This is a genomic window from Bartonella sp. AP280QHHD (assembly GCF_042196125.1).
Classification (GTDB): Bacteria; Pseudomonadota; Alphaproteobacteria; order Rhizobiales; family Rhizobiaceae; genus Bartonella.
Map to the genome: position 1 here is coordinate 53,970 of NZ_JBHIPQ010000015.1, position 16,277 is coordinate 70,246.

At 41.3% G+C, this 16,277-nt stretch carries 15 protein-coding genes, 1 tRNA gene, 1 other RNA gene and 3 pseudogenes; 12 read left to right on the forward strand and 8 right to left on the reverse strand.

Annotated features, from left to right (window positions below; translation table 11 throughout):
• Positions 1 to 862 precede the first annotated feature (862 nt).
• Both ACFIMK_RS01190 and ACFIMK_RS01195 read left to right on the forward strand, forming a co-directional pair.
• On the forward strand, positions 863 to 1,237 hold the full coding sequence (locus ACFIMK_RS01190; RefSeq protein WP_375682954.1) for a hypothetical protein: 375 nt from the start codon (positions 863 to 865) through the stop codon (positions 1,235 to 1,237).
• Complete coding sequence (locus ACFIMK_RS01195) at positions 1,230 to 1,403, forward strand: hypothetical protein (RefSeq protein WP_375611660.1); 174 nt, start codon at positions 1,230 to 1,232, stop codon at positions 1,401 to 1,403. Before ACFIMK_RS01190 ends, ACFIMK_RS01195 begins: the two co-directional genes overlap by 8 nt.
• A 295-nt stretch (positions 1,404 to 1,698) precedes the next feature.
• Here ACFIMK_RS01195 and ACFIMK_RS01200 read toward each other — a convergent pair whose 3' ends face one another.
• Complete coding sequence (locus tag ACFIMK_RS01200) at positions 1,699 to 1,929, reverse strand: hypothetical protein (protein WP_375675207.1); 231 nt, start codon at positions 1,927 to 1,929, stop codon at positions 1,699 to 1,701.
• Between the two features lie 296 nt (positions 1,930 to 2,225).
• On the opposite strand from ACFIMK_RS01200, the gene ACFIMK_RS01205 reads away from it, so the two are divergent.
• From ACFIMK_RS01205 to ACFIMK_RS01215, 3 genes are all read left to right on the forward strand, one after another.
• Positions 2,226 to 3,251, forward strand: coding sequence for a hypothetical protein (locus ACFIMK_RS01205; protein ID WP_375693502.1), 1,026 nt, complete (start codon positions 2,226 to 2,228; stop codon positions 3,249 to 3,251).
• Positions 3,252 to 3,687: 436 nt separating this feature from the next.
• The gene (gene ykgO / locus ACFIMK_RS01210; protein WP_004863016.1) at positions 3,688 to 3,813 is read left to right on the forward strand and encodes a type B 50S ribosomal protein L36; all 126 of its coding nucleotides are present in this window, start codon (positions 3,688 to 3,690) and stop codon (positions 3,811 to 3,813) included.
• A gap of 157 nt (positions 3,814 to 3,970) precedes the next feature.
• Positions 3,971 to 4,756, forward strand: coding sequence for a tetratricopeptide repeat protein (locus ACFIMK_RS01215; RefSeq protein WP_375611659.1), 786 nt, complete (start codon positions 3,971 to 3,973; stop codon positions 4,754 to 4,756).
• A 1,298-nt stretch (positions 4,757 to 6,054) separates the two neighbouring features.
• Here ACFIMK_RS01215 and ACFIMK_RS01220 read toward each other — a convergent pair.
• Positions 6,055 to 6,222 (reverse strand): hypothetical protein, encoded by a 168-nt coding sequence (locus tag ACFIMK_RS01220; protein ID WP_375681367.1) that lies wholly within the window; start codon positions 6,220 to 6,222, stop codon positions 6,055 to 6,057.
• Between the two features lie 178 nt (positions 6,223 to 6,400).
• On the opposite strand from ACFIMK_RS01220, the gene ssrS reads away from it, so the two are divergent.
• The 4 genes from ssrS (at position 6,401) to ACFIMK_RS01240 (ending at position 8,754) form a co-directional block, all read left to right on the forward strand.
• Positions 6,401 to 6,561: non-coding RNA, 6S RNA (ssrS, locus tag ACFIMK_RS01225), on the forward strand.
• A 257-nt stretch (positions 6,562 to 6,818) separates the two neighbouring features.
• Positions 6,819 to 6,992, forward strand: a complete 174-nt coding sequence (locus tag ACFIMK_RS01230; protein ID WP_375675213.1) for a hypothetical protein — start codon at positions 6,819 to 6,821, stop codon at positions 6,990 to 6,992.
• Positions 6,993 to 7,308: 316 nt separating this feature from the next.
• On the forward strand, positions 7,309 to 7,914 hold the full coding sequence (locus ACFIMK_RS01235; protein ID WP_375638493.1) for a 5-formyltetrahydrofolate cyclo-ligase: 606 nt from the start codon (positions 7,309 to 7,311) through the stop codon (positions 7,912 to 7,914).
• Positions 7,915 to 7,932: 18 nt separating this feature from the next.
• Positions 7,933 to 8,754 (forward strand): TIGR00282 family metallophosphoesterase, encoded by an 822-nt coding sequence (locus ACFIMK_RS01240; protein ID WP_375607046.1) that lies wholly within the window; start codon positions 7,933 to 7,935, stop codon positions 8,752 to 8,754.
• 361 nt (positions 8,755 to 9,115) lie between these two features.
• On the opposite strand, the gene ACFIMK_RS01245 is transcribed toward ACFIMK_RS01240, so the two are convergent.
• The 6 genes and pseudogenes from ACFIMK_RS01245 to ACFIMK_RS01270 form a co-directional block, all read right to left on the reverse strand.
• Entirely contained in the window at positions 9,116 to 9,448 is a 333-nt protein-coding gene (locus tag ACFIMK_RS01245) for a helix-turn-helix domain-containing protein (protein ID WP_375682955.1), read from the reverse strand.
• 463 nt (positions 9,449 to 9,911) lie between these two features.
• Positions 9,912 to 10,250, reverse strand: a pseudogene (locus ACFIMK_RS01250) (UDP-N-acetylglucosamine 1-carboxyvinyltransferase); the annotation flags it as partial.
• 314 nt (positions 10,251 to 10,564) lie between these two features.
• Positions 10,565 to 10,885, reverse strand: a complete 321-nt coding sequence (locus tag ACFIMK_RS01255) for a hypothetical protein (protein ID WP_375682956.1) — start codon at positions 10,883 to 10,885, stop codon at positions 10,565 to 10,567.
• Positions 10,886 to 11,021: 136 nt separating this feature from the next.
• Positions 11,022 to 11,339, reverse strand: a pseudogene (locus ACFIMK_RS01260) (UDP-N-acetylglucosamine 1-carboxyvinyltransferase); the annotation flags it as partial.
• Between the two features lie 100 nt (positions 11,340 to 11,439).
• Entirely contained in the window at positions 11,440 to 12,735 is a 1,296-nt protein-coding gene (murA, locus tag ACFIMK_RS01265; RefSeq protein WP_375693503.1) for a UDP-N-acetylglucosamine 1-carboxyvinyltransferase, read from the reverse strand.
• 176 nt (positions 12,736 to 12,911) lie between these two features.
• Complete coding sequence (locus ACFIMK_RS01270) at positions 12,912 to 13,064, reverse strand: hypothetical protein (RefSeq protein WP_375607050.1); 153 nt, start codon at positions 13,062 to 13,064, stop codon at positions 12,912 to 12,914.
• A gap of 176 nt (positions 13,065 to 13,240) precedes the next feature.
• Here ACFIMK_RS01270 and ACFIMK_RS01275 point away from each other — a divergent pair.
• From ACFIMK_RS01275 to ACFIMK_RS01285, 3 genes and pseudogenes are all read left to right on the forward strand, one after another.
• Positions 13,241 to 13,315: transfer RNA gene (locus ACFIMK_RS01275), tRNA-Thr, on the forward strand.
• 1,748 nt (positions 13,316 to 15,063) lie between these two features.
• On the forward strand, positions 15,064 to 15,621 hold the full coding sequence (locus ACFIMK_RS01280) for a hypothetical protein (RefSeq protein ID WP_375693504.1): 558 nt from the start codon (positions 15,064 to 15,066) through the stop codon (positions 15,619 to 15,621).
• Positions 15,622 to 15,849: 228 nt separating this feature from the next.
• Positions 15,850 to 16,089: pseudogene (locus ACFIMK_RS01285) on the forward strand (DnaJ domain-containing protein); the annotation flags it as partial.
• Between the last annotated feature and the right edge of the window lie 188 nt (positions 16,090 to 16,277).

The following is a 16,277-nucleotide window of genomic DNA, read 5'->3' on the forward strand; positions in this document are numbered from 1 at the left end:
CTATAACATACGCAGCCCCTTCATTTTTCTTTTAATGCCAATCTTTAAGCCTTTTAATTCCAACCTTTAGAGGATAAACTTACCTCTTGCGGCCTATAGAGAGCATTCTAACAATGCGTTCTCATTGCCTCTAGTCTCCCTTCTTGTGTTCATTCTTTCACAAAAGTGCCAAGCGCCGCTCCGCACCACCCCTTGAGTTTCATGTCAAAGATATAATTACAGTACTAAGCTTATCCATCATAGCAATATCCTCTCTCCCCTCATAAGGCGATATTACCTGTGTCGTATTTTCTAGGGCTTGAAGCGTCTCTCCTTATTTCATTTCGCGATAAGGCTTAAAAGAGCAGATGTACATACACTCCACACTGAAAGAAAACCGTAAATTTAGCTTACACGCTAAAACACCAACCGCTTAAAATATCACTCACTTTAACATTTGTAATATTTGTGACCTCCGTTATGTCTATCGCCTTCGTTCTTTCCCCTATAAAGTTACATTATTCAAATTTGCGCGCCTAACCGCGCTCAAGGACGAAGATTCCTGTGCCGATCTATCAACAATCACGCTTCTCTTAAGTAAATTCTAGCCAATATGAACACTTCAATATTAAATGCCTCTTCGCCTATAGTTTAGTCATAAAATATAATTGTACTCACAAAACGAATCTTTTATACAGCGGCACGAAAAATTGTACATGCCTCATAATAATAAAGGGAAGATGCGCTACAGACGTAGCAAGTCATTCGTATTATAATTAAAACAACTACAGAAATCTTTTTTCATTTCATAAACATAGTCTGAGAAACTGAGTTATTCGCTTTATCAAAAGACAAAACCTTCAAGAAACAAACGAATATCAACATGACAAAACCAAACCTATCAGATGCATCACCAAAAGAACAAAATGATACATCTTCTCAATGGGACTTAGTCCTCGATATCCAAAAAGAAGTTAAGGAAACATTAAAGGCTGGTGTTGTTTCACTGAGAGAGTTTATATTCATAATCTTTATAAGCGTCTGTTTATACATTTTTCTCTCAATATTAGGCCATGCGGATAAACCTCAAATGGATGCTGCAAGTTTAATCGGGCTGATATGCGGATTAATTCTGTACGGTTCGATACCAATCTCTTTGGTGCTACGGATCATAGTAAAGAAGAAACTGAAAAAAGTAATGAAACAACTAGACGAAGCGGTTGCTAATCAAAATACAATAAGGAGAGAAAATGACTGAAGCTATAATATTAGGGCGCATTCTAGGGATTATTGTCGGTTGTGCAATAATAACATTATCCGTTTGGCTTGTTTATTCTACCATTAAATATCGAAAACTGTACCGTAAAGCGCTTACAGGACTAAACTTAGCAATTCAAAAATGTAATAAAGAAATTAATAAATAAAAAAAGTCGTGAAAAACGTGGTATTAAAATACCATAATCCTTATTTTCATATTTCTAGACGTATTTAATGTGATTACCAGTTATTGATGACCCATATTGAGGGTATGAGATTTTTCATAAGGGGACGTTTGAAACTATCGGCATGATATTATGTGCGTATAGCCAATACAAGAAACAATTCCAACGGCTCCCCCTCTTCCCCACTTCAAGCATTTCAGCCGGCGCACGCACCTGACAGGGCCTTCACGAGCCCGCAACAAACAAGCCCCTTACGTTTTAAGAAGCCACCTTGCCCTTAACAACAAAAACCACACCACTTCAACAATCCAACGGCGTCCCCTCTTCCCCCCACTTCAAGCATTTCAGCCGGCGCACGCACCTGACAGGGCTTCACGAGCCCGCAACAAACAAGCCCCTTACGTTTTAAGAAGCCACACCTTGCCCTTAACGACAAAAACCCACACCACTTCAACAATCCAACGGCTCCCCCTCTTCTCCCCACTTCAAGCATTTCAAGCCGGCGCACGCACCTGACAGGGCTTCACGAGCCCCCACAAACAAGCCCCTTACGTTTTAAGAAGCCACACCTTGCCCTTAACGACAAAAACCCACACCACTTCAACCATCCAACGGCTCCCCCTCTTCTCCCCCCTTCAAGCATTTCAAGCCGGCGCACGCACCTGCCAGGGCTTCACGAGCCCCCACAAACAAGCCCCTTACGTTTTAAGAAGCCACACCTTGCCCTTAACGACAAAAACCCACACCACTTCAACAATCCAACGGCGTCCCCTCTTCCCCCACTTCAAGCATTTCAGCCGGCGCATGCACCTGATAGGGCTTCACGAGCCCCCACAAACAAGCCCCTTACGTTTTAAGAAGCCACACCTTGCCCTTAACGACAAAAACCCACACCACTTCAACAATCCAACGGCTCCCCCTCTTCTCCCCACTTCAAGCATTTCAAGCCGGCGCACGCACCTGACAGGGCTTCACGAGCCCCCACAAACAAGCCCCTTACGTTTTAAGAAGCCACACCTTGCCCTTAACGACAAAAACCCACACCACTTCAACAATCCAACGGCTCCCCCTCTTCTCCCCACTTCAAGCATTTCAAGCCGGCGCACGCACCTGACAGGGCTTCACGAGCCCCCACAAACAAGCCCCTTACGTTTTAAGAAGCCACACCTTGCCCTTAACGACAAAAACCCACACCACTTCAACAATCCAACGGCTCCCCCTCTTCTCCCCACTTCAAGCATTTCAAGCCGGCGCACGCACCTGACAGGGCTTCACGAGCCCCCACAAACAAGCCCCTTACGTTTTAAGAAGCCACACCTTGCCCTTAACGACAAAAACCCACACCACTTCAACAATCCAACGGCTCCCCCTCTTCTCCCCACTTCAAGCATTTCAAGCCGGCGCACGCACCTGACAGGGCTTCACGAGCCCCCACAAACAAGCCCCTTACGTTTTAAGAAGCCACACCTTGCCCTTAACGACAAAAACCCACACCACTTCAACAATCCAACGGCTCCCCCTCTTCTCCCCACTTCAAGCATTTCAAGCCGGCGCACGCACCTGACAGGGCTTCACGAGCCCCCACAAACAAGCCCCTTACGTTTTAAGAAGCCACACCTTGCCCTTAACGACAAAAACCCACACCACTTCAACAATCCAACGGCTCCCCCTCTTCTCCCCACTTCAAGCATTTCAAGCCGGCGCACGCACCTGACAGGGCTTCACGAGCCCCCACAAACAAGCCCCTTACGTTTTAAGAAGCCACACCTTGCCCTTAACGACAAAAACCCACACCACTTCAACAATCCAACGGCTCAACAGCGCTCCTGATCTTTCAACACTCCCTAACAGAGCTTATTTGTTTAAAGCTGACAAGGCTTTTACTTTTTTCCACTCTTTGTGCTTTTTTGTGTCCTTTTTTTACGAGAAAATTTTTACCTTCAAGGCCAACCCTTAACACACCCTAAGGAATTTGTAAGGGATATACCCTTGACAAGAATAAGACTTCTTGTTAAATCTCTCCTACTTTTTTGCAATTTTCACTTATCGTTGTGCTAATGAAGTGGTTAATGCGTACCTTAAGAGTGCGCTTTTCTTTTTGTGATCACAGTGAAAAAGTGTATCGTGTGATGTTATCATGCAAGTACGATATCGCAATGCAAGGCTCATAGAGTAAGCAGTCTATTGGGGTTGTAATATTGTATTTTCGTGTTTTAATATTGTATTATAGTATTGTGTTACGTAAACTATTTAAACGGTGAATATGATGAAAATTAAAAATTCGCTTAAAGCACTAAAAGAGCGCCACCGTAACAATCGTTTGGTGCGTCGTAAGGGTCGTGTTTATATTCTTAATAAAACGAACCCACGTTTTAGAGCACGTCAGGGCTAATTCTTTTAGGACTAATTTCTTTAGGATCAATGTTTTTATGCCTACTTTGATTGTAGGCTTAAAAAAATTTTATTGCGTTTTTTTGGTTATAAGTCCGTTGATTACAAGTCTAGTATTTGATAATATTTGGTGATTTATCTTTTGGGGGCTTGTTTTTATGGATTCTTCTATTTTTTTAAAAGCCTTTCGATTTTTTCAGCTGCGTTTTTTCTGTATTTTTCAGCGCGCGTTTTTTCTTTTTTTTGTTGGCGTTTTTTGTTTTGTTCCCTCGAGCTATGGGCAAAATCCTCCTTCTCTTCCTGAAGATCGGCCTTCTCCACAATCGCTTTTACCGTTAGATGATCTTATTCCCAATTCTCCTCCCCCTTCCTCAACGCCCTCCGATTCTGATTCCTCGGCGGTTATTCTTGAAGATCTTGACAAAGAGCAGCTTTCCCATGTTGACAGAGTTAAGCAGCGCAAAGAAGCAGAAATTTCACGTTTACTCAAAGAGTTGAAATATTGTGCTGATGTTGCTAAAGCGAAAAAGATCAGTCAACAACTTCAACATTTATGGTCCCAATCGGGGAGTGAGACGATTGATCTTTTAATGTCATGGGCCGAAAATGCACTCAACAGCGACGATTATGGACTTGCGCTTGATTATATTGACAATGCTCTTGCACTTTTACCTACTCATTCTGAAGCTTGGATAAGACGCGCTTGGATTCACATTCAACTGAACGATTTCAAACTTGCCCTGCTTGATCTCAACCATGCTCTTGAACTTGAGCCGCGCAATTATAGTGCTTTTTTTGAACTTGGCGTTGTCATGGAAGCAACGGAGCGTCCAAAACTTGCTCTTAAAGCTTATGAAACAGCATTGGATTACTATCCACAAATGCGCAGGATTCAAAAGCGCGTGCAAGCTCTGTTAGACGAACAATCACCCCAAGCTCTTTAAAACCATTCAAGAACAAGACGCTTTACGGCATCTTTTCAAACCTAGATAAGACGCAAGCCGGCTTCACATTCCACTCAATAAACTGCCCCTGCTTATAACCACCACACAATTCACAGTGCCTTTTTTTGAAACTTAGCCATTACCATGGAAGCAACAGAGCGTTCAAAACTTGGCACTTAAGATTGATGAAACAGCTTTGGATTACACTCCACAAATGCGCAGGATTCAAAAGCGCGTGCAAGCTCTGTTAGACGAACAATCACCCCAAGCTCTTTAAAACCATTCAAGAACAAGACGCTTTACGGCATCTTTTCAAACCTAGATAAGACGCAAGCCGGCTTCACATTCCACTCAATAAACTGCCCCTGCTTATAACCACCACACAATTCACAGTGCCTTTTTTTGAAACTTAGCCATTACCATGGAAGCAACAGAGCGTTCAAAACTTGGCACTTAAGATTGATGAAACAGCTTTGGATTACACTCCACAAATGCGCAGGATTCAAAAGCGCGTGCAAGCTCTGTTAGACGAACAATCACCCCAAGCTCTTTAAAACCATTCAAGAACAAGACGCTTTACGGCATCTTTTCAAACCTAGATAAGACGCAAGCCGGCTTCACATTCCACTCAATAAACTGCCCCTGCTTATAACCACCACACAATTCACAGTGCCTTTTTTTGAAACTTAGCCATTACCATGGAAGCAACAGAGCGTTCAAAACTTGGCACTTAAGATTGATGAAACAGCTTTGGATTACACTCCACAAATGCGCAGGATTCAAAAGCGCGTGCAAGCTCTGTTAGACGAACAATCACCCCAAGCTCTTTAAAACCATTCAAGAACAAGACGCTTTACGGCATCCTTTCAAACCTAGATAAGACGCAAGCCGGCTTCACATTCCACTCAATAAACTGCCCCTGCTTATAACCACCCCATCACCCCCCACACAATTCACAGTGCCTTTTTTTGAATTTGGACCTTTTTTGTATTGAAGGCATCTTCCAAACACTGCCAATATGCCCCTTACAGAATTTCTTCTCATAGCAAGCATACGGGCTTCACGCCTAAGTCCTCTTCACGCCGTTTCTTCTTTTCACACCTTCCATCATGGATAAAAAGATGATAAAACACGATCCTCAAAAAATACTTTTTGAAAAAAGCTTAAAACATCGCTTAGCGCCTCTGATAAACTGTCATCGTCTGTTTTTTATTTATGAGCTTCAAACCATAGCAGCACATACCGTATCGGCTCTCCTCCACCCCTCAAAGTTGATAAAACAGCCCTGAAATATGGCTTCACAAAGCAAAAACTTCAAAGGTGCAACACCAATTCAACCAACATCCTTGAATAAGAAATATTCCTTTCAAAACTCCTCCAAGCATTACCCCCGAAACATAAAAATCAAGCACTGTCCCAAAAGAGCCAATCAAGCCATTGCCAATAAACCGTTCTGCGTCACTCAATCACCCACCCCCACTCATATTTTTTGCTTTTTTACTTTGAATAAGCCATCCATCATACAGCCATTTTGAGCAACCACCAACAATATCATCAATCTCTCCTGAAATACTTTATGAAAAAGAAGAGAGCGAGGTTATTTTATCTCTAGCAGAAGCTCTGAAATTGTTTTATATTAAGGAGGGTGTTCTGCGCTTCTCGACAGGAAATAACGTATTCCTGAGACCTTAATGATCTCCAAGGGAGCTGTCCCTGATCAAGCCCGTGGGCTTTTTCATATGGCGCCCACCTATTTGTATAGGTTCCCGGGATCAGCTTTTTCCATCGGCTGTTGTGGATCACCCTTTATTTATATAACTTTTTTACATCAAATTTTTCCAGCTAAAATTGAGAGCGTCCTTTTACATAAGACCAATGACGATACTCTCTTTTCAAGAAATAAAAATTACGATAAGCTTTATTTTATAAAACAGACAGCACTTACAAAATAATCCCCTCTGTGAATCTGCTTCACCCCTTCGCACGTAAGCAACGCAAAAGCGGCTTGTCGCACCAAAATACCCCCTAAAGAGCACACACTTTTTTTCATGCTTTTTTTTTCATGAGCACAGCTCTTGTCCTAACAGAGATTTACAAAACGCCAACAATGGATAAAATACCAGCATCTTATAAAACAATTGACGAGACAATGACAAATAATCCCCTCTGTGAATCTGCTTCACCCCTTCGCACACAGCAACGCAAAAGCGGCTTGTCGCACCAAAATACCCCCTAAAGAGCACACACTTTTTTTCATGAGCACAGCTCTTGTCCTAACAGAGATTTACAAAACGCCAACAATGGATAAAATATCAGCATCTTATAAAACAATTGACGAGACAATGACACAAAATCCCCTCTGTGAATCTGCTTCATCCCTTCGCACGCAAGCAGCGCAAAAGCGGTTTATCGCACCAAGATACCCCCTTATAAAGAGCACACACTTTTTTTCATGCTTTTTTTCATGAGCACAGCTCTTATCCTAACAGAGATTTACAAAACGCCAACAATGGATAAAATACCAGCATCTTATTAAAACAATTGACGAGACAATGACACAAAATCCCCTCTGTGAATCTGCTTCATCTCTTCGCACACAGCAACGCAAAAGCGGTTTATCGCGTCGTGATGCTCTTTTAACAGAAGAGCGCGCACTCTTTTCGCAGCGTGCTTGTTGCCACTTTATTGAATACCTTGAAAAGAAGGGAACCGATTTTTCACGCCTCATTTTAGCAGGCTATTGGCCCATTAAATCGGAAATTGACCCGCGTCCTTTACTGGATGCTGTAGCGTTACGCGGTGGGCATTTAGCCTTACCAGCAGTTCTTGATTCCACCACCATGATTTTCCGTGCATTTTCGCCCAGCACGATTTTAGAGCCCATGCGTTTTGGCACCTTTGGTCCGGGTGCAGACAATGACGTTGTTGCCCCCAATAATATTATTGTTCCGCTTTCTGCATTTGATCGTCAATGTCACCGTCTTGGCTATGGAGGAGGATACTATGACCGTGCTGTTGCAGCTCTTGAAAAACAAGGGCATCAAATGATATTATGGGGCATAGGATTTTCATGTCAGGAGGTTTCCTCTATTCCCGCAGCAGAACACGATCTACAGGTACAAGGAATTTTTACAGAAAAAGGTTTCTTAAAATGTTAAAATGTGATTAAAGCGCCTATGCGTTTTTTATTTTTAGGTGACATTGTTGGTAGCACAGGCTGTAAAGCTGTTTTTGAATACCTTCCTCAACTGATTGAGAAATGGCAGCTTGATTTTGTTGTGGTAAATGGTGAAAATGCCTCTGGTGGTTTTGGTCTCACACAAGAAACGTATCAAGATCTTTTGATAACCGGTGTTGATGTTGTCACCACAGGTAATCATGCTTTTTCTCACAAAGAAGCATTGCAGTATGCCCATGAGAGTGATCGTTTTTTACGCCCTGCCAATTTTTCGAAAGAAACTCCTGGAAAAGGTTCTGGTGTTTTTACGGCAAAAAATGGCGCCCGTGTTCTTGTCGCCAATCTGTTGGGCAACGTTTTTATGCCGTGTAAAGTAGAAGATCCATTTGAAACAGCGGAAAATATTCTGCTTGCCTGTTCGTTGATGGAGCAAGCCGATACGATTATTTTTGACTTTCACGCAGAAACGACAAGCGAGAAGCAATGTTTTGGCCATTTTCTTGATGGTCGTGTGAGTGTTATCGTTGGCACCCATACGCATATTCCCACGGCTGACGCGCAGATCTTAGAAGGTGGGAGCGCCTATTTAACAGATGCAGGCATGTGTGGAGATTATAACTCCTCTCTTGGAATGGATAAAGAAGAACCCTTACACCGTTTTCTTTATAAGACGAAGCAAGATCGTTTTGAACCGGCGTGTGGTCCTGCCACCCTTTGTGGTTTAGCGGTTGAGATTTCAGATCGCACCGGTTTAGCAGAAAAGGTCTCGGCAGTACGGATTGGTCCTCATTTAAAGCCTGAAGTTCCGGATTTTTGGTAGCTTCTTTTAAGCCACCCCTTTGATAGTTTCTTTCCAAGATTTTCTTTTGAGAACTCTATTTGACAAGACGACTTTTCCAGCCCTTCCCAAATCCCTACTAAAAACACCCCACCCTCCAATTTGCCTAATACAGCAACTTTTCTAGCACAAATAAGTCACTCTTTTAAAAAAAATAAAGGATAAAAGATAAAATTTTTCGTGATTTTTAAAACGATGAGAAGGAGGTTTTATTTGGACATTTCTGCGGGGGGGGGGGGAGGAGAAATGTTAACCCCCTTCTCTAGAAAAAGCTTTATATAATAATTTATTATTTAGCAAGAGCCTCTTTAATCTTTTTTTTGATTCTAACGAAAATTTAATCTTAAAATTGCTTTTTAGGTTTGAGCTCTCTAAAACTTTTCAAAAGGATGTGCTCTTCTTTACTTGCGATCCCTTCATCACAGCAATACAAGGCATTTTCTTTTGTCGAGAGATCGGAGTAGAAAAAAGAAATGGGAACATTGAGAATATCAGCAATTTCTTGTAAACGCCCAGCTCCTATACGATTAGAGCCTTTTTCATATTTTTGGATTTGTTGAAAAGTCACACCTAACTGGCTACCTAATTTCTTTTGCGGCATTCCCAGCATTGTTCTTTTAAAGCGAATTTTTCTGCCTATCGAAATATCGTTAAAGTGTGGATTTTTAGCTTTCACTTCAAGCTCCCCTGCCGGTTGCGAGCGCCTCTTATGCGTATTCCGGGAGTCTGAAAGTACTGAGTTCAGTCAGCTTTTTTTGCTTTTAGTGCTCATCGCACCTGGACATGGCAAAAACTCCCGGAATCCCGGGATACCTACAAAAGTAGGCTAATCTTATGTACTGAACTTTAGGGCTTTCATTCCCTGTTGATCGCTGCGTAGACGACCAAAACATTCTCTTACCAATAAAGTAATTTCATGAAATTAGCAATAAAATTTAAAAACAGTCTTTATTTTATGAGCTCCACCCCCGCCTCTCAAACTTTTATGCCCGCTCGTAAAAACTCCAAAACCATGAAATAAAACCCACGTTTATTGAGAGGACTAATAACCCTTTATTTTTGAGATCACACCTCCCAAAAGCACACCTAACAACATATCACCCCCTCCCAAAGCCATTTTTGAGAGACATCTTACAGATTTACACTGTGATACGTTGGATTTTTGCGCCACAACGAGCCAATTTTTCTTCTAATCTCTCAAATCCACGATCAAGATGATAAACACGATTGACGATTGTTTTCCCCTTTGCTGCCAATGTAACAAGAGTAAGAGGGCTGCAATCACAAGAGAAACAAGAAGCACGCAAATCCGTCGCCATGATGAGTCCCCCCTTGCAAATTCTCTGTTCCATGAGATAGTTGCCCTCTCGCCCATCAAGCTTTATTTGCGCCCTCAAGCGATTGAGTTCTTGAACATGCATAAAACGATTTTCGAAAACCGTCTCTGTAATATGCGCGATTCCTTCAGCCCGTGTCATGCACCCCGCGTCATGAGCGCCATGAACGAAACTTAGACAATAATCACGAGCCTCCTCAAGAGTGAGAGAAGCAAAACTTTACACGAAAGAAAAACCATTCCGAAAAGAAAACAGCAGCCACAAAAGCCATACCCTTGAAAGATGGAGATTTGAAAGAACTATTGAGAAAATCATCAAGAATGTACGGCTCCAAAATTCCACAAGCAAGAGAGTAAACCATTAAAAATGCACCAGCCAAGCCCAGCGCCCCAAGCCCAGCCCCTCCCAACAAGCAAACATTGTGTTAAAACGCCCCCAAGCAATCGCCCCCCCCCTCAACCACAGCGCAAAGCATTCAGCATATCTTTGAAAGCTTTACACTGTGATGCGTTGGATTTTTGCACCACAACGAGCCAATTTTCTTCTAATCTCTCAAATCCACGATCAAGATGATAAACACGATTGACGATTGTTTCTCCCTTTGCTACCAATGTAACAAGAGTAAGAGGGCTGCAATCACAAGAGAAACAACAAGCACGCAAATCCGTCGCCATGATGAGGCCCCCCTTGCAAATTCTCTGTTCCATGAGATAGTTGCCCTCTCGCCCATCAAGCTTTATTTGCGCCCTCAAGCGATTGAGTTCTTGAACATGCATAAAACGATTTTCGAAAACCGTCTCTGTAATATGCGCGCTTCCCTCAACCCCGTGTCATGAAAGCATGCCGCCCACACAACAGCCACCCCCCAAGCAACCTCTCAAAGCCATTCTTTGGAGCATATCTTTGAAAGCTTTACACTGTGATACGTTGGATTTTTGCGCCACAACGAGCCAATTTTTCTTCTAATCTCTCAAATCCACGATCAAGATGATAAACACGATTGACGATTGTTTCTCCCTTTGCTGCCAATGTAACAAGAGTAAGAGGGCTGCAATCACAAGAGAAACAACAAGCACGCAAATCCGTCGCCATGATGAGGCCCCCCTTGCAAATTCTCTGTTCCATGAGATAGTTGCCCTCTCGCCCATCAAGCTTTATTTGCGCCCTCAAGCGATTGAGTTCTTGAACATGCATAAAACGATTTTCGAAAACCGTCTCTGTAATATGCGCGCTTCCCTCAACCCCGTGTCATGAAAGCATGCCGCCCACACAACAGCCACCCCCCAAGCAACCTCTCAAAGCCATTCTTTGGAGCATATCTTTGAAAGCTTTACACTGTGATACGTTGGATTTTTGCGCCACAACGAGCCAATTTTTCTTCTAATCTCTCAAATCCACGATCAAGATGATAAACACGATTGACGATTGTTTCTCCCTTTGCTGCCAATGCCGCAATTACAAGAGAAACAGAAGCGCGCAAATCCGTCGCCATAACGGGAGCCCCTTGCAAATTCTCTGTTCCATAAACGGTTGCCGTCTGCCCATCAAGCTTTATCTGTGCTCCTAAGCGATTGAGTTCTTGAACATGCATAAAACGATTTTCGAAAACCGTCTCTGTAATATGCGCGCTTCCTTCAGCCCGTGTCATGAGCGCCATGAATTGTGCTTGGAGATCCGTTGGAAAAGCAGGATAAGGTCCTGTTTTAATATCAACGGGCATAATTTTGGTGTTCTTTGGATTTCTCTTAACATGAATTCCATGAGGTTCTATTTGAATCTCGAGTCCTGTTTTTTGGAGAACTTTAAGCACTTTTGTGAGATGATTAGGATTTGCATTTTTAAGAAAGACATCTCCTCCCGTCATAGCAACAGCCATTGCATATGTTCCCGCTTCGATTCGATCAGCAATAACGCGTACTCTAGCACCGTTGAGTTTTTTAACCCCTTCAATTGTAAGCGTTGTTGTTCCTTCACCGGTTATTTGAGCCCCCATAGCATTCAGGGTTCGAATAAGGTTTGTCACTTCTGGCTCACAAGCTGCATTCTCAAGAGTGGTTGTTCCCTTTGCCATTGTCGCCGCCATCAGCAGCACATGGGTTCCACCAACAGTGACTTTAGGGAAACGATAGTGAGCACCTTTTAACCCCTTTAGCGCTTTTGCATGAACATATCCATTTTCGATCGTAATCTGTGCGCCTAAAGTTTTAAGTCCCTCAAGGATAAAATCGACAGGTCTTGTTCCAATAGCGCATCCTCCAGGAAGCGAAACATAAGCCTCTGCACATCGTGCAAGCAGTGGTCCGATAACCCAAAAGCTTGCACGCATTTTTTTCACCAGTTCATATGGTGCCCGTGTTGTGGCTATTTTTTGCGCCGTAAAATGAATTGTTCTTGAATTCACACATTCATCGTTAAACTCTTGTCCATCAACGGCATATCCAACACCATGATTATTGAGAATACGAATAAGCAATTCAACATCGGCCAGATGCGGAATATTTTCTAAAGTGAGCGTTTCTTCTGTCAGCAGCGCCGCAATCATAAGAGGCAATGCAGCATTTTTTGCCCCTGATATAGGAATTGTTCCTTGAAGTTTTTTTCCCCCAACAATTTGAATAGAATCCATCGTGTTTTCCCTCTTTTCCTTTGTGCCTGCCCTTCCAAAGGATTGTCCCCCTTCGGGAAGTTATGCTTTATTAATCGTTTTAGAACGCATTCTAACTATGAGAACAAATTATTGAGAAGTTTGGTTGCAAAAATTTACTAAAAAACATTTTTTTGCATTTTAGAGCTTTTTGCATTTTAGAGCTCTGGTTGTGCTCTTTTTCGGCTTTGCTCTTTTCGACGTTTCAGGTTTTGACGCAATTGTTGTGCCAATCTTTCTTGACGTCGTTTTGCTTTTTCATCTTGATGATTAATTTCATTTTGTTTTTGTTTTTGATGCATTTGTGTCATTGCGCAACCTTTTAAACAGTGTTGAGCTTCTATCCAAGCAACTCATAACCTTAAATATTTAAGCATATAAGAAACATATGTCATGACATAAGATACGTTTTCTTGCAAGAATATACAAATGTTCTCTTGCCTATTTTCTGACAATATGGCACAAGACAGCGCAAAGATTGAAAAGGGCTGCGGTAGCTCAGTGGTAGAGCACTCCCTTGGTAAGGGAGAGGTCGAGAGTTCAATCCTCTCTCGCAGCACCATTTTATTCTTCTTTTGCCTCTCTCTTCTTGCCCTTATAAGTCTTCCCTATAAGCCTAAATCTTTTCCCCAACCTTCATCGGCTTCATCAAATCCTCCATCCTTTAAACCATGCGCTTCAATAGCCTCAAAATCAGTAGCTTCAAAATCAAGAGCCTCAATGCCACGCTTAATCTCTAAAATGCCTTACGAACGGCTTTTGAAATTGACCGCCCCCAAAGAATATCCCCCCACCCCTTTCCTTGCCTCCCCTTTCCTTGCCTCCCCCTTTCCTTGCCTCCCCTCTCTTTCATTTCTGTAAGATTGTCCCCCTTTACTCCTTCTCTTTACCAAGCCTCACTGTTGCAACAGCTCTTAGCACTTGAGACGGTATAGGCATTTTTATTTTTTCAATATTTTATTTCTTGAATATTTTTCCCCACAAGCTCACCCTGTTTGTAATATGCAAACAAACGATTTTACTTGATTCAATATAAGAGCGTCTGAATAAGAAGGGTTGAAATAAGAACATCTCACACTATTTCGGGCTCTCATTGAAATTCAAATTGAATCTCAATAATGAATTATTATAAACTCATTGTTTGAACATATCCCATTGATACCTTTATCCGACCCAAAACGAATAATCTTATCTTTCTAGCCTCTCTATCCACCTCAAGCAACACAAGTATTCCCTGTAAAAATTAGAATAAGCTTCATCGATCCTATTCGTCATTTACAACAAATCTAACAGAGCCATTTCCAGAACCTCCTCTCAACGCCTTTCCCATTCTCCCCACCCCTTACCAAAAGCAAAAACCAAACAGTGATAAAATCCCCCTCAATAAAGCTTTCAAGAAGCCACCCCACGCTCCCATATGGCAAAAATCCCATATGGCAAACATCCCATATACCAGAAAATTGATAGCCCGCGGTTTCAAAGAAGATCCCTCATTACCAATTTTATACACTATGATTTTCCACGTGTTCTAAGCCATCCCTCTTTCAACAAGCATCTTTTTTATACGAATACTTTGATTGATACAGATAGCGTTATTCCTCTTGCATAAGAATCCGAAGAGCAAAAAATTCTCTCCCCCTCTATTCTATTGAAATCAATCACTCCTCTTCGCTTACAGTTCACAAACAGAAAGATCCGTATGGCGAGAAACTTTCCAAGAAAAGCATATCTCTTCGTAAGAAGCCTCCCAGTAAACGAGATTATGAATCGTCTCAAGAGCTACAGCCCATGCCGCAATTTTGGCAACGGGCCCCCAATAGTACCAACTTACTTTTTCATAAAGTAAGATAGGGTACGCAATGTTTATAATCTACAGGGTTTTATAACCTCTGGGGTTTATAATTTACGGGGCTTGACCGTTATACCCCTCACGATATTATTCACAAGCGCCAGTATGAAATTTATGAACGCCGGCATAAAATGGCTGTGAAATGAGCTTAGAGCGAGATATCTTTATTAAAACAAGTGCGTGAATGTACAACAACAAGTATATTTCATTTGGAGTATTTTGGATATTGCCTACTCTCCCCACCCTAGGACAACCATTTTGGCTACAGATCCCCTTATATATTCTGCATATTTTCTGCTGTCATACCTCCTCCAATAAGCTAAAACCCCACATATGCGGGGTTTTAGCCAGTACCACACCTTTATTTAGACACATTATGATCATTATAACCATTTTTATTAAATACGTTTTTACGTATATTTTCAACACAAAAATAACACATATTGATTTATTCAACAGAAATGACTTATAAAAGCTCATCAGAAACAAACGACAATAAATACCTTATGTTTAAACACTTTATTTTCTTCGCTATCGTAATAAGCGCTGTTTTATTTACGCATCATACAACGAGTGGATGTACAACAGATGGTCTTTTTGTTGGAAGTACTTCTCCGATCAATTGTATTTCAAAAGAATATATAAGACAGAAAATAAAAAAGAAGCTATTAGAAAAAGAACGCGAAAGAGAATGGTTAGAGCTTGAACAATTTTCTGTTAGCGCTTGTCCAGGTGGAAAATTTCCTGTTTATTATGGCTTTTCTATTATCGATTGTGTTTCAGAGGAAGAACTAAAACAAAATCGTCTTAATCAAAATCATTTTAATAATGAAATTAATATAATGAACTTATTCCTGCAATGGTTTATCGTAGCATTCGTAATAACAACGATAATGTCTGTTCCCATAAGTTTACTTTGGCGTTTTAGATTTAAGGTTCCTGCCTGTTTATTTACAATAATGACAACCTTGGCTATTATTGCCGTCCCTTTTACATTTGATTTATCGTCTCTCTTTTAATCTATTTTTGTAAAAAATATTTCTAAAATATTAAAAACACCCTGCATTTTTAAGCGTTTTGAACTGTATCTCCTCTCATTTAGAGACAATAGCCCCAAGTACAGCCATGCCACTCAATACAATGTTCACCATATTTCTAACATAAAAATAACACATGTCGATACATTCAAAAGAGATCAATTAAACGATCTTATAAAATAAGAGCAATACACAAAGTGGCTGTATTTAATGATAGTAAATGAAGACGATTATTATGGAATTCTTGGTGTAAGCTACGCATGCAACGATAAACAGATAAAATCTGCTTTTCGTAAATTAGCTCTGCAATACCACCCTGATCATAATTCTAGTACCGAAGCAGAACAAAAATTCAGAAAAATTTGTGAAGCCTATGAAGTTCTTAAAGATCCTCAAAAGAGAGCTGCTTACAATCAGTTCTATCATAAAACTTTTAAAGATAATGACAAGGCTTCTGAAATTAGTAGAAAGCAAGAGAACAGACGACAAGATAATACCGAGCATGTAATTGGTAGTATCATGAATGTAATTTTCATTATTTGTGGAATAATACCTATATTTCGTTTTTTACGTGGAATATACCACTAGGAATAATAAGTATAGGGTTATTAATTTTCATCAGTATAAAAGGATATTTG